This window comes from Saccharothrix sp. ALI-22-I, assembly GCF_001984175.1.
GTDB lineage: Bacteria > Actinomycetota > Actinomycetes > Mycobacteriales > Pseudonocardiaceae > Actinosynnema.
Genome location: NZ_MTQP01000067.1, coordinates 298,281 through 311,476 on the forward strand (window position 1 = coordinate 298,281; position 13,196 = coordinate 311,476).

9 protein-coding genes and 1 tRNA gene are annotated in these 13,196 nt (G+C 68.7%); 5 read left to right on the forward strand and 5 right to left on the reverse strand.

Annotated elements, in window-relative coordinates; translation table 11 throughout:
• The first annotated feature begins 99 nt into the window (after positions 1–99).
• The 3 genes from ALI22I_RS33710 (at position 100) to ALI22I_RS33720 (ending at position 3,604) form a co-directional block, all read left to right on the forward strand.
• Positions 100–930, forward strand: coding sequence for a DUF3105 domain-containing protein (locus ALI22I_RS33710; protein ID WP_077009599.1), 831 nt, complete (start codon positions 100–102; stop codon positions 928–930).
• Positions 931–932: 2 nt separating this feature from the next.
• Positions 933–1,634 (forward strand): DUF305 domain-containing protein, encoded by a 702-nt coding sequence (locus ALI22I_RS33715; RefSeq protein WP_077009600.1) that lies wholly within the window; start codon positions 933–935, stop codon positions 1,632–1,634.
• A gap of 80 nt (positions 1,635–1,714) precedes the next feature.
• Positions 1,715–3,604, forward strand: coding sequence for an acyl-CoA dehydrogenase family protein (locus ALI22I_RS33720; protein ID WP_077009601.1), 1,890 nt, complete (start codon positions 1,715–1,717; stop codon positions 3,602–3,604).
• Positions 3,605–3,839: 235 nt separating this feature from the next.
• On the opposite strand, the gene ALI22I_RS33725 is transcribed toward ALI22I_RS33720, so the two are convergent.
• On the reverse strand, positions 3,840–5,027 hold the full coding sequence (locus ALI22I_RS33725) for an ROK family transcriptional regulator (RefSeq protein ID WP_179118450.1): 1,188 nt from the start codon (positions 5,025–5,027) through the stop codon (positions 3,840–3,842).
• Between the two features lie 136 nt (positions 5,028–5,163).
• Between ALI22I_RS33725 and ALI22I_RS33730 the strand changes: the two genes are divergently transcribed.
• The gene (locus ALI22I_RS33730; RefSeq protein WP_077009602.1) at positions 5,164–9,426 is read left to right on the forward strand and encodes a GH92 family glycosyl hydrolase; all 4,263 of its coding nucleotides are present in this window, start codon (positions 5,164–5,166) and stop codon (positions 9,424–9,426) included.
• A 13-nt stretch (positions 9,427–9,439) separates the two neighbouring features.
• Here ALI22I_RS33730 and ALI22I_RS33735 read toward each other — a convergent pair whose 3' ends face one another.
• Together ALI22I_RS33735 and ALI22I_RS33740 are read right to left on the reverse strand one after the other, a co-directional pair.
• On the reverse strand, positions 9,440–10,348 hold the full coding sequence (locus ALI22I_RS33735; RefSeq protein WP_077009603.1) for a cation diffusion facilitator family transporter: 909 nt from the start codon (positions 10,346–10,348) through the stop codon (positions 9,440–9,442).
• Positions 10,349–10,434: 86 nt separating this feature from the next.
• Entirely contained in the window at positions 10,435–11,253 is an 819-nt protein-coding gene (locus ALI22I_RS33740; protein ID WP_338013528.1) for an alpha/beta fold hydrolase, read from the reverse strand.
• A gap of 64 nt (positions 11,254–11,317) precedes the next feature.
• On the opposite strand from ALI22I_RS33740, the gene ALI22I_RS33745 reads away from it, so the two are divergent.
• A tRNA-Arg gene (locus ALI22I_RS33745) sits at positions 11,318–11,392 on the forward strand.
• Between the two features lie 176 nt (positions 11,393–11,568).
• On the opposite strand, the gene ALI22I_RS33750 is transcribed toward ALI22I_RS33745, so the two are convergent.
• Positions 11,569–12,969: a tyrosine-type recombinase/integrase gene (locus ALI22I_RS33750; RefSeq protein ID WP_077009605.1), complete on the reverse strand. Its 1,401-nt coding sequence runs from the start codon at positions 12,967–12,969 to the stop codon at positions 11,569–11,571.
• A complete protein-coding gene (locus ALI22I_RS33755; protein WP_077009606.1) occupies positions 12,966–13,148 on the reverse strand; it encodes a helix-turn-helix transcriptional regulator in 183 nt (60 codons plus the stop codon). Before ALI22I_RS33755 ends, ALI22I_RS33750 begins: the two co-directional genes overlap by 4 nt.
• Positions 13,149–13,196: the final 48 nt, after the last annotated feature.

Here is a 13,196-nt window from a genome sequence, read left to right on the forward strand (position 1 = left end):
GTTGACGAACACCCGCTGTGACGGGCAGTTGACGGTGATCAGACACGTAGTCCCTACACTGGCCCGCGGCATGGGCGTATGACGAGGACTGAGGCGGACATGACCAGCGGCAAGAAGACAAAGGCCGCGCGCTCCAGCGTGGCGGCGGCGCGCTCCTCGGTGGTGGCGAAGAAGCCGAAGCCATGGGGAACGATCATCGCGGTGATTGCCGTGCTGGCCCTGGCGGGCGGCGTGTTCGGTTACGCGTACACCAAGATCGCCGACCAGAACGCCAAGGAAGCGGCGCTGGCCAAGTGGGTCCCGTCCGACGAGAACAAGGACCCGTCGGACCAGATCCAGGGCGTGGTGAAGAAGGAGTACGAGGCGAGCAAGCACGTCAACGCCACCCAGCGGGTCGCCTACGACCAGTCACCGCCCTTCGGCGGTCCGCACGACAACGTGTGGGCCGACTGCACCGGCACGGTCTACGCGACCGCGGTCCGCACCGAGAACATGGTCCACCCGCTGGAGCACGGCGCCGTGTGGATCGCCTACAACCCGGACCAGATCACCGGTGAGGCGCTGGACAAGCTCAAGGCGCGCGCCGACGGCCAGCCGTACACGATGCTGTCGCCGTACCCGGGCCTGGACAAGCCGATCTCGCTGCAGTCGTGGGGCCACCAGCTGAAGCTGGAGAGCGCCGACGACGAGCGCATCGACCAGTTCATCCAGTCGCTGCGCCGCAACCCGAACACCTACCCCGAGGTCGGCGCGTCGTGCGAGTCGCCGACGTTCGACCTGACCAACCCGCCGCCGTTCGTGGCGGAGGCTCCGGGTCCGGACGCCGTCCCGATGGACGGTGGCACCGCGGACCCGGCGGAGACCGGCGCCCCCACCCCGCCCGCGACCGGTACCGACGCCCAGGTCCCCACCACGGTGCCGAGCAGCTGACCATGACGGGCACCGAGCCGGAGGAGGTCACCCCCCGCGGGGTGACCGTGACCAGGACTGTCGTCGTGACGATCGCGGTCCTGGCCGTCCTCCTGCTCGGTGCCGCCGTCGGGCTGCTGATCAAGCTCCCCGGTTCGGACACCAGCTCCACGCCCGCGTCGGACTCCGTTGACGTCGGGTTCTCGCAGGACATGGCGGCACACCACCTCCAGGGTGTGCAGATGGCCAACATCGCACGGGACAAGTCCACCGACCCCGCCATCCGCCAGCTCGCCTTCGACATCGAGTCGACGCAGCTGGAGCAGGTGGGCCGGATGAAGGGCTGGCTGTTCCTCTGGGGCTACCCCGAGCAGTCGGTCGACGGCAAGCACATGTGGTGGATGACCTCCGCCACGCACGGCCACTCGGACAGCGGCTCCGGCTCCGGCACGTCCGATGACACCGGCCGGATGCCCGGCATGGCGACGGCCCAGGAAATCGCCCGGCTGCGCTCGTTGAGCGGTACCGAGTTCGACGTGTACTTCCTCCAGCTGATGCTCCGGCACCACCAGGGCGGCGCCCCGATGGCCGAGTACGCCGCCACGCGCGCCGGTCAGTCCGTCGTGCGCACGCTCGCCGACAACATGCTGAAGTCGCAGACGAGCGAGAGCGTCTACATGACGAAACTCATCGCCGACCGCGGCGCCGCTCCCCTGCCGAGCTGAAGGCCACCCGGCGTTTCGCGTCACCCGGATGGGGCTACCCGCGAGTAGTAACGTGGGAGGCCCCTTCGTGGAGGTCAGCGATGACCGCAGTGGATCCCGACAAGCACGTTGACGAGCGCACCGCCCGCAAGGTCGCCGAACAGGCCCGCGAGAAGCGCTGGCGCCAGCCCAGCTTCGGCAAGGAGCTCTTCCTCGGCCACTTCCGCCTCGACCTGATCCACCCGCACCCCAGTGGCTCCGCGGAGGACCGGGAACGTGGCGAGACGTTCCTGACCGCCCTGCGCGAGTTCTGCGAGAACTCCGTGGACGGTGCGCTGATCGAGCGCCAGGCCCGCATCCCCGACCACGTGCTGACCGGCCTCAAGCAGCTCGGGGCGTTCGGCATGAAGATCAAGCCCGAGTACGGCGGGCTCGGGTTGTCCCAGGTGTACTACAACCGGGCGTTGATGATGGTCGGCTCGGTCAGCCCGGCCCTGGGCGCACTGCTGTCCGCGCACCAGTCCATCGGTGTCCCGCAGCCGCTCGCCCTGTTCGGCACGGACGAGCAGAAGCGCGCCTACCTGCCCCGCTGCGCGACCGGCGCGATCAGCGCGTTCCTGCTCACCGAGCCGGACGTGGGCAGCGACCCGGCCCGCCTCGGCACCACGGCCACGCCCACCGACGACGGGTACGTGCTCGACGGCGTCAAGCTGTGGACGACGAACGGCGTGGTCGCCGACCTGCTCGTGGTGATGGCCCAGGTACCCGGCAAGGGCATCAGCGCGTTCGTGGTGGAGGGCGACTCGCCGGGCATCACGGTGGAGAACCGGAACGAGTTCATGGGCCTGCGCGGCCTGGAGAACGGCGTCACCCGGTTCCACCAGGTCCACGTGCCCAAGGCCAACCTGATCGGCAATGAGGGCGCGGGCCTCAAGATCGCGCTCACCACCTTGAACACCGGCCGGCTGTCGCTGCCGGCCCTGTGCGCGGGCGCGGCGAAGTGGTGCCTGAAGATCGCTCGCGAGTGGTCCGCGGAACGGGTCCAGTGGGGTCTGCCGATCGGCAAGCACGAGGCCATCGCGGGCAAGGTGGCGTTCATCGCGGCCACCGCGTACGCGCTGGAGGCCGTGCTCGACCTGTCCAGCGAACTGGCCGACGCGGGCGGGCACGACATCCGCATCGAGGCGGCCCTGGCCAAGCTCTACGGCTCGGAGATGGCCTGGCTGGTCGCGGACGAGCTGGTCCAGCTGCGCGGCGGTCGCGGCTACGAGACGGCGGCGTCCATGGCCGCCCGCGGCGAGCGCGGCGTGCCAGCCGAGCAGATGTTGCGCGACCTGCGGATCAACCGGATCTTCGAGGGCTCGACCGAGATCATGCACCTGCTGATCGCGCGGGAGGCGGTGGACGCGCACCTCGCCGTGGCCGGGGACATCATCGACCCGGAAGCGGACACCAAGCGCAAGGCCCAGGCGGTCGCGAAGGCCGGTGGGTTCTACGCGAAGTGGTTGCCGACGCTCGTGGTCGGCAAGGGCCAGGTGCCGCGGGCGTACGCGGAGTTCGGGCCGTTGGCCGGGCACCTGCGGTTCGTCGAGCGGGCCAGCCGCAAGCTGGCCAGGCAGACGTTCTACGCGATGTCGCGCTGGCAGGGCCGGATGGAGCGCAAGCAGCGGTTCCTGGCCCGGGTGGTGGACATCGGCGCGGAGCTGTTCGCGATCAGCGCGTCGTGCGTGAAGGCGGCGGCGGACGGCGACCGGGCGGTGGAGCTGGCGGACGCGTTCGCCGCGCAGGCACGGGTCCGGGTGGACGAGCTGTTCGACCGGTTGTGGCGGAACTCCGACGACTCGGATCTGAGGCTGGCGCGGCACGTGCTGGAGGGCCGGTTCACGTGGCTCGAAGAAGGCGTTCTGGATCCGTCCAGCCCAGGGCCGTGGATCGCGGACTCGACGCACCGGGCCTCCACGGCGCGCAACGCGCACCGCAAGACTCCGTAGTCGGAAGTAGTCCGGGAGTAGTTGCACGGGGCAGGTGTTTGCGGGCGCGGCACCTGCCCCGTGTCCGGTCGAAAGGGGACTACGTCCCCCGTACTCCCCTTTCGACTCCCCTAGCAACTATCGGAAGGACACACACACCCTCCAGGAGGAGGTGCCGGTAACGCTAGGTCATTACTCACCAGTTAAGACTTACGACAATCGAGTGAATCACCAGGTGAGGGGCACTCGACTACTCTCAGAGAATGACTACTCTCCGTCGATCGAACACCAGTTCGCGGGCCGAGCGCAGCCCGATCGCGACCGCGCCGCTGAGCACCGCGCCGTCACCGAGCTCGCCCGCCACGATCCGCGGCACCAACGGCGTCATCCGGCGCAACGCGGCCTCCATCGGCTCCTGGAGCAGGTCGGTGTTGCTGCCGATGCCGCCGCCGAGCACCACCAGCTCGGGGTCGATCACCGCCACCACCGACGCCACCACGAACGCCAACCGCTCCGCCTCGTCGCGCACCGCCAACAGCGCCCGTTCGTCACCGGACTTCGCCGCCGTGAACACCTCGCGCGCCGACTTCACCACCAGACCGCGCTGCTTCGCCAACGCCACCACGGATTCCGCCGCCACGGCCGCCTCGACCTGACCGCGCTGCCGTCCGTCCTCTTCGGACTGACCGGTGTAGGGCAGGTAGCCGACTTCGCCCGCCGCGCCGTGCGCGCCGCGGAACAACCGGCCGTCCACCACGATCCCCATGCCGATCCCAGTGCCGACGGTGACGCACACGAACACGTCCACGTCCCGTGCCACCCCGTACGCCTGCTCGCCGACCGCGGCCAGGTTCGCGTCGTTCTCCACCACCAGACCGGGACCCAGCTCGGCCTCCAGGTCGTCCAGCAGGCCGGGTCGCTCCCACCCTGGCAGGTTCGGCGCGTGGTGCAGCGTCCGGTCGTGCGGATCGGGCACGCCGGGCGTGCCGACCACCTTCACCACCAGGTCGGCCAACGACAGGCCGGCATCGGACACCGTCCGCTCCGCCAGCTCGCGCACCGTGCGGACCAGCGCCGACGCCGAACGGCACCGGTTGCGCTCGTCCACCCGCGCGATCACCGAACCCGCCAGGTCCGCCACCGCCACCCGGATCCGCTGCCGGCCGATGTCCACGCCCAGCACGTGCCCCGCCGCCGGGTTCGGCTCGTAGAGCATCGCCGACCGGCCCGGACCGGCCGTGGTGCGGCCGATGGGGCGCACCAGACCGTGCTGCTCCAGGTCCAACAACGCCTGGCCCACCGTCGGTTTCGACAGCCCGGTGTCCTTGGCGATCTGCGGCCTCGTCGCCGGACCGTCGGCACGCAGGCGGTCGAGCACCGCGCGCTGGTTGAGCACGCGCATCCCCGCGGGGGTGCCCACCGGGGGCGACTTCCGGACCGTCACAGCGAGTGAGTCTAGATCGGTTGGAGCAACCTCCGGACAGGCTTGCGGACAAGTTGGCGAACCACCCTTGACAACGATGTCAGATTCCCCCTTTGCTCGCTGAGGATCGGCTGTTCACCGGCGGAGGGCGTGCGCAATGGGGCACATGCGAAATCGGAGATCGCTGGCGGTCGTGGCGACGATCGCACTGGTGTTGGGAGGCGTGGGAGGCTGGTTCTCCGCGACCGCCGCACCGGGGGAGCCAACCGTGAGAGAGACGCTCTTCGCCACGTCGTTCGAGGACGGGCAACCGCAGCCGAAGTGGTCCAGCACGGTGGAAACCGGCCCGGACGGCAAGCCGAAGACTTCGGGCGTCAACGGCTCGGACTCCACCAGCATCCCCGGCAACGTCACCGATCGGGTGATCGACGTGGCCGCCAACTCCGAGAACACCGGATCGAGTGAAGTCAAAGAGAACCTGGTCGACGGCAGCGTGTTGTCGAAGTGGCTCACCTTCACCTCGACCGGCTGGGTCCGGTTCACCTTCGCCGAGCCGGTCGCGGTCAAGCGCTACGCGATGTCGTCGGCCAACGACGCGCCCGAGCGCGACCCGAAGGACTGGACGCTGCGCGCCTCCAACGACGGCACGACGTGGACGACGATCGACACCCGATCAGGTGAAGTGTTCGCGAAGCGGTTGGAGACCAAGGCCTACGACATCGCCAACACCGAGGCGTTCCGGTTCTACCAGCTGGACATCTCCGCGAACGCGGGCGGCGTGAACCTGATCCAGCTCGCCGAGGTGCAGTTCTCCGACGGCTCCACCACCCCGCCGGCGCAGAACATGCGGACCACCGTGGGCAAGGGCGCCAACGGCGGCTACAACGCCAAGGCGTGGGCGGGGTTCACCGGGCTGAAGGCGTTGCGGTACCAGGGGACGCACGTGGTGGCTGACAGGGGCTACTCGTACAACAAGGTCTTCGACGTCGACATCCCGGTCACGCCGAGCACCGAGCTGTCGTACCTGATCTTCCCGTCGTTCACCACGGACGACCTGAACTACCCGGCCACGTTCGTGTCGCTGGACCTCGCGTTCGCCGACGGCACCTACCTCAGCGACCTCGGCGCACGCGACCAGCACGGGTTCGAGCTGTCACCGCGCGGCCAGGGCGCGGCGAAATCGCTCTACACCAACCAGTGGAACCGGATCGCGTCGGTGATCGGCGCGGTGGCGGCCGGCAAGACGATCAAGCGCATCCTGGTCGCCTACGACAACCCCAAGGGCCCGGCCGGGTTCAACGGCTGGATCGACGACATCGCGGTGAAGTCGGCGCCCGTCGTCGTGGAACGACCGCGTCCGTCGGACTGGGTGCTGACGACCCGCGGCACGAACTCCAGCGGCTCGTTCTCGCGGGGCAACAACTTCCCGGCCACCGCGGTGCCGCACGGCTTCAACTTCTGGTCGCCCATGACGAACGCGGGCTCGATCAGCTGGCTGTACGAGTACGCGAAGACCAACAACCGGGACAACCTGCCCACGTTGCAGGCGTTCACCGCGAGTCACGAGCCGAGCCCGTGGATGGGTGACCGGCAGACGTTCCAGGTGATGCCGTCGACGGGCACGCCGACGGCCGACCGCGCGGTGCGCGCGCTGCCGTTCCGGCACGAGAACGAGACCGCGCGGGCGCACTACTACGGCGTGACGTTCGAGAACGGGATGCGCACCGAGATCGCGCCGACCGACCACGCCGCGCTGTTCCGGTTCACCTTCACGGGTGATTCGTCGAACCTGGTGTTCGACAACGTCAACAACAGCGGCGGGCTGACGTTGGACCCGGCTTCGGGTGTCGTGACCGGTTTTTCCGACGTCAAGAGCGGGCTGTCCACCGGCGCGACCAGGCTGTTCGTGTACGGCGTGGTGGACAAGCCGGTTACGTCGAGCGGGCGGCTGACCGGAGTGGGTCGGGACAACGTGGCGGGCTTCTTCCAGTTCGACACGTCGGGCGACAAGACCGTGACGATGAAGATCGCCACCTCACTGCTCAGCGTCGACCAGGCCCGTCGCAACCTGGAGCAGGAGGTGTCCACTTCGGACACGTTCGACTCGGTGCGCGACCGGGCGCAGCAGGCGTGGGACCGCGTCCTGGGCATGGTCGAGGTCGAAGGGGCCTCGGAGGACCAGCTGACCACGCTGTACTCGAACCTCTACCGGCTCTACCTCTACCCGAACTCGGGCTTCGAGAACACCGGCACCGCCGCCGCGCCCAAGTACCAGTACGCGTCGCCGGTGCAGGCCGCCGGGCCGTCCACCCCGACGCAGACCGGCGCGAAGGTCGTGGACGGCAAGATCTACGTCAACAACGGGTTCTGGGACACCTACCGGACCACCTGGCCCGCGTACAGCTTGCTGACGCCCAAGAAGGCCGGTGAGCTGGCGGACGGGTTCGTGCAGCAGTACCGCGACGGCGGGTGGGTCTCGCGCTGGTCCTCCCCCGGTTACGCGAACCTGATGACCGGCACCAGCTCCGACGTGGCGTTCGCCGACGCGTACGTCAAGGGCGTGCGCGAGTTCGACGTGAAGGCCGCCTACGACGCGGCGGTGAAGAACGCGACCGTGGCGCCGCCGAACGCGGGCGTCGGGCGCAAGGGCCTGGACACGTCGATCTTCACCGGCTACACGTCCACCGCCACCGGCGAGGGCATGTCGTGGGCGATCGAGGGTTATGTCAACGACTACGGCATCGCGAACATGGCCCGAACGCTGTACGAGCAGACCGGCGACGCGCAGTACCAGGCGTCTTACGAGTACTTCTCGAACCGGGCTCAGAACTACGTGCACATGTTCGATCCCGCGACCGGGTTCTTCCAGGGCCGCAACCCGGACGGCACGCGGCGGGCGTCCCCCGAGGAGTACGACCCGCGCGAGTGGGGTCACGACTACACCGAGACCAACGGCTGGAACATGGCGTTCTCGGTGCCGCACGACGGCCAGGGCCTGGCCAACCTGTACGGCGGCCGGGACGGGCTGGGCGCGAAGCTGGACGAGTTCTTCGCCACCCCGGAGACGGCGAAGTTCCCCGGCTCGTACGGCGGCGTCATCCACGAGATGACCGAGGCGCGGGACGTGCGGATGGGGCAGCTGGGGCACTCGAACCAGGTGTCGCACCACATCGCGTACATGTACGACTACGCCGGTCAGCCGTGGAAGACGCAGGAGAAGGTGCGCGAGATCCTGTCCCGGTTGTACCTGGGCAGCGAGATCGGGCAGGGCTACCCCGGGGATGAGGACAACGGCGAGCAGTCGGCGTGGTGGCTGTTCAGCGCGATGGGGTTCTACCCGTTGCAGATGGGCAACGCTTCGTACGCGATCGGGTCGCCGCTGTTCAAGAAGATGACCGTGCACCTGGAGAACGGGCGTTCGTTGGTGATCAACGCGCCTCGTAACAGTGCGGGGAACATCTACGTGCAGTCGTTGAAGGTGAACGGGAAGAAGTGGGACAAGTCGTACCTGCCGCACTCGGAGATCGCGTCCGGGGGCGTGCTGGACTTCGAGATGGGATCGTCGCCGTCGCGGTGGGCCACCGGGCCGGACGCCGCGCCGCCGTCGTTGACCACGGGTTCCGCCGTTCCGACGCCGCTGCGGGACGTGACCTCTTTGGGGACGGTGACCGGGGCGCCGTCGTCGTTGCTGGACAACACCTCGCAGACGTCGGGGGCGTTGTCGTGGTTGCAGGTGAGCCTCCCGGACAAGAAGGAGAGCGCCACGTTCTACACGCTCACGTCCGGTAAAGACGCGGGTGATCCGGCTTCGTGGGTGCTGAAGGGCTCGTACGACGGTGTCGCCTGGACCACTGTGGATGAGCGGTCCGGGGAGGAGTTCGCGTGGCGGCAGCAGACGCGGGCGTTCAAGATCGCCCGACCGGGTCACTACCAGCACTACCGGCTGGAGTTCCCCGGTGCGTCGACGTTGGCCGAGTTCGAGCTGCTGGCGAAGCCGTTCGTGACTTGCTCGTCCGTGGTCACCGGTGAGCACGCCGGGCCGTTGCAGGTCTCGGGCATCACCTGCCTGGATGGAGCTTCCGTCGCCGGTCCGGTGACCGTGTCGGCGGGCGCGTCGCTGTACGTGTTCGGCGGGTCGGTGCGCGGTCCGGTGTCGGCGGCCGGTGCGGCGGCGGTCGTGCTGGTGGACACGTCGGTCGGCGGGCCGGTGCACATCACCGGGACGTCCGGTCAGGTGTCACTGGAGCGGGTGAACGTCGGCGGTCCGGTGAGCCTGGCGGGCAACAAGGGCGGGTCCGTATTAGCCGGCAACACCATCGGCGGACCGCTGTCTTGCACCGGCAGCGACCCGGCGCCGGTGGACAACGGGTGGGCGAACGAGGTGCGCGGCCCCAAATCCGGACAGTGCTCTTCGCTGTAGTTCCTGGTTCGGGTCACCAGGAGATTTCGCGACACCTCTCCGCGGAATCTCCTGGTTCGACCTGAAGCGTGGCGTGCTCGATGTGGTAGCGCTGGGCCAGCAACGTCTGGGCGGCGTGCAGGACTTCGGCCGGGTCGACGTAGTCGCGGGTGGTGAGGTGGGCGGAGGCGACCTCCATGCCCGAGGTGAGCGTCCAGACGTGCAGGTCGTGCGCCTCGGCGACGCCCGGGAGGCGGCTCAGGTCGGCCTGCATCTCGGCGACGTCCACGCGTTCCGGGGCGTGCTGGAAGAGGATGCGCAGCGCGCTCGCGGCCAGTTTGTAGGTGCGCGGGAGGACCCACAGGCCGATCGCGACACCCATGATGGGGTCGGCGTAACGCCACCCGAAGATCAACGTCACCGCGCCGCTGATGAGCACACCGACCGAGCCGATGAGGTCGGCCAGGACCTCCAGGTACGCGCCCCGGACGTTGATGCTGTCCTTGGCGCCCTCCCTCAGCATGAGGAACGAGACAACGTTGGCCACCAGGCCCGCGGTGGCGGCGAGGATGACCGGCAACCCAGGCACCTCCGGCGGGTTGCCGAACCGTCCAACGGCCTCGTACACGACATAGCCCGCAACGCCGAACAGCAGCACGGCGTTGGCCAGCGCGGCCAGCACCTCGGCCCGGTAGAGCCCGAACGTGCGACTGCCGCCCGTGCGGACGCGGCGGGCCAGCATGATGGCGGCGAGGGCCATGCCGACGCCCAGGACGTCGGTGAGCATGTGGGCGGCGTCCGAGATCAGCGCCAGCGACCCGGTGGCGATGCCGACGACGAACTCGACGGCCATGAAAGCCGCACCGATGCCGAAGGCGATCCACAGCCGGCCGAGGTGCTTGGCGCTCCCCGACGACACACCGTGGCCATGTCCGTGACCCATCCTCGGAACATATAGTCACATGCGCATGAGTGCAACTCGCCTGTCAGTCGCACCACACCCGTCCCACTACCCGGACGCACTCGTCCTCATTTACCCCCACCCACACGGTCAATCACATCCTCGATGTGCCGGGCGACCTCCTCCGGATGCGTCCGAGGCGCCCAGTGACCGGCGTGCAGCACGCTACGACTGAGTTCCCCCACCCACGGCTCAGCAGCCTCCAGGTGCTCCCGAACGACGTACGGGTCGTCGGTCAACTCAACCTGGTGCACCGGCACCCGCACCGACACCGGCCGCGCCCGCCGCCGCCCCACGTTGGCCCGGTACAACCCCAACCCGTTGACCAACTCCCGCCGCCCCGCGTGCAGCCACCGCCGCACCACCGGAACCCTCCACACCAGCTCAGGCACCACTGGAACCTTGAACCCAGCGATATACCAAGACCGCCGCACCACCCCGAACACCTTCACCGGCCGCGACCGGTTGCGCCGAACCCAGTCCGCCACATGCCCCAAATCAGGCCCCGAGATGCTCGTGAACGACAGGAACAGGTCAGGCCGAGCCGCAACCGCCGCCCACCCCTGCGTAGACCCCCAGTCATGCCCCACCAGGTGAACCGGCCCGCCGACAACCTCCCTCACCACAGCAACAAGGTCCTCAACCAACCGCTCAACCAAATACCCCTCCTTCCCCCCACCAGGAGCCCCAGACCCCCCAAACCCCCGCACGTCGTACCGGATCACATGGAACCGCCCACCCAACCGCCCAGCCACCTCCCCCCACACCGCAGAGGTGTCCGGAAACCCATGCACCAACACCACCGGCACCGCCCCCACCACCCCCTCCTCCCAAACCCAAACCCGCAGGTCACCACCCTGAACAAACCGCCCACGCCCCGGCTCCACACCCAGAAGGGTAGGGGGTGAAACCCCCTGGCCCCCGTACGCTAAGCTTCTCCCCGTAGCTGCGGCCCCCGTAGCTCAGGGGATAGAGCACCGCCCTCCGGAGGCGGGAGCGCAGGTTCGAATCCTGCCGGGGGCACCACCACAAAAAGCCCGCTAAGCAGCACAAATGCTGCCCGGCGGGCTTTTTGCTTGTCCGGCTGTGTCCGGCCAGAAACGGCCGTTTGCGGGTGTCTGTACCGATGGTGTACCGACGAGATCCCGCCGATCCTGATCAAGGGCGCGGATCAGGCCCCGTGGAGGGTGACCTCGGTCACGTCACTCAGAGTCGTCCGAAGCCCCCTTGAGCCCGGCCTCGACCAGCGCGCGGATGGCGTCGTTGGAGCCGCTGAGCACGTGGGCGTAGATCCGGAACAGCACCTCCAGTGAGTGCCCCGCCCACTCGGCGACCTGCTTCGGCGGCACGCCGGAGCTGAGCCACAGCGAGACGCCAGCGTGGCGCAGGTCGTAGGGCGAGGCGGCCAGGTCGGTCGCCGCCAGCTCGGGCGGCAACGCCTTCTCCCTTGCCTTGCGCCACGCCCGCAGGATCGTCAGCTTGGGCAGCTCGTCGTTGTTGCGCTCGCCGCGGAACAGGCGGCCGTCCTCGGCCGTGCCGTACACGCGCATGTGGCGGTGCAGCAAGGCGGTCAGCTCAGGCGGACTGGGGACCGGGCGGATCGTCCCGGCGTCGCGCTGCTTGAGCTGGCGCTCGTCTCGGTTCTTCCCGCTGTCGGTCCACTCCTTGCCCGCGTGCGGGCGGGCGGTCTCCAAGTGGATCTCCCCCCAGCCCTCCTCGGGCAGCGAGAGCTGGTGCTTGGACAGCGCCGCCGCCTCCTCCGGGCGCATCCCGGCGTAGTAGAGGCAGCCGAAGAACGCCACCAGGCGCGGGCCGCTGCGCTTCTGCACCCGCACGGCGTCCAAGAGGTCGCGCACCTGCGCCGGGTTGGCAACGCGGCGCTGGTCGATGGCCTGGACCGTCTTCCGCGGCGCGATCCACTTCAGGGCCGGGATGGGGTTGGTGTCGAGGAGCTTGCGCTCCACGGCGTACTCCATCGCCGTGCCGAGGATCTTGCGCTGGCGCGAGACGACGCTCGGCGCCGCGGGCTTGCCGTCGAGCTTGACCGCGAGCCTGTCGAGCAGGGGCCGCAGCACCTGCGCGTCGCGCAGCGCGGTCACGGGCAAGGTGTTCGCCTGCACCCACTTCAGCGCCCGGCGCACGTCCTCGGGCACGTCGGCCCCGGCCCGGCGGGAGGTGTTGAATCCCCAGCGGGTCAGCGCACTGCGGATCAGCGCGTCGTCCGGCTTGCCCTTGGTGGAGGAGAACATCGCCGGGGTAGCCCTGGTCAGCGCCTCGGCGTGCGTCCGCCGCGTCGTGGCCGCGACGTGCGGCCACTTCATGTCCACGAACGCGCAGGCGAACTCGTACCAGGACATCTCGTCGGACTGCCGGGCCATCGACACGGGCAGCCCGTCGAAGACCCGGAACGCCTCGCCCTTGCGGGCGGCAGCGATCAGGTCGGACCGGAATCCCTCGGCGAGCGCCTTGGTTGCGTACTTCTGCTTGAAGCGCTTCCTGATGACCCTCCACTGCACCCAGTAGGTGAAGGTGTTCTTCTTGCCCTTGTGCGGGTACGCATCGAGCACAAAAATCTGGACGTCGTAGCTCGTCTCGTCCGTCATGCTGATTCCTCCAGTTCTTCCAGCCACCGCTCGTAATCGGCGACCCGGATTCGCAGCTCGCCGTTAGGTAGGCGGATGCACTTCGGGCCGCGCCCCTTCGCGCGCCAGTCGTAGAAGGTGGACCGGCTGATTCCGAGGTCGGCACACACGTCAGCGACAGTGAGGCGGCTAGGGGTCAAGGGGTGGTTCTCCGATTCGAATTCGAGAAGGGGTGCGGGGCGCCCAAA

What these genes read in the sequence shown, in the direction of transcription:
- ALI22I_RS33730 (WP_077009602.1), top strand. Translation starts at nt 5,164, where the DNA reads ATGGGGCACATGCGAAATCGGAGATCGCTGGCGGTCGTGGCGACGATC.
- ALI22I_RS33710 (WP_077009599.1), top strand. Translation starts at nt 100, where the DNA reads ATGACCAGCGGCAAGAAGACAAAGGCCGCGCGCTCCAGCGTGGCGGCG.
- ALI22I_RS33735 (WP_077009603.1), bottom strand. Translation starts at nt 10,348, where the DNA reads ATGGGTCACGGACATGGCCACGGTGTGTCGTCGGGGAGCGCCAAGCAC.
- ALI22I_RS33715 (WP_077009600.1), top strand. Translation starts at nt 933, where the DNA reads ATGACGGGCACCGAGCCGGAGGAGGTCACCCCCCGCGGGGTGACCGTG.
- ALI22I_RS33720 (WP_077009601.1), top strand. Translation starts at nt 1,715, where the DNA reads ATGACCGCAGTGGATCCCGACAAGCACGTTGACGAGCGCACCGCCCGC.
- ALI22I_RS33750 (WP_077009605.1), bottom strand. Translation starts at nt 12,969, where the DNA reads ATGACGGACGAGACGAGCTACGACGTCCAGATTTTTGTGCTCGATGCG.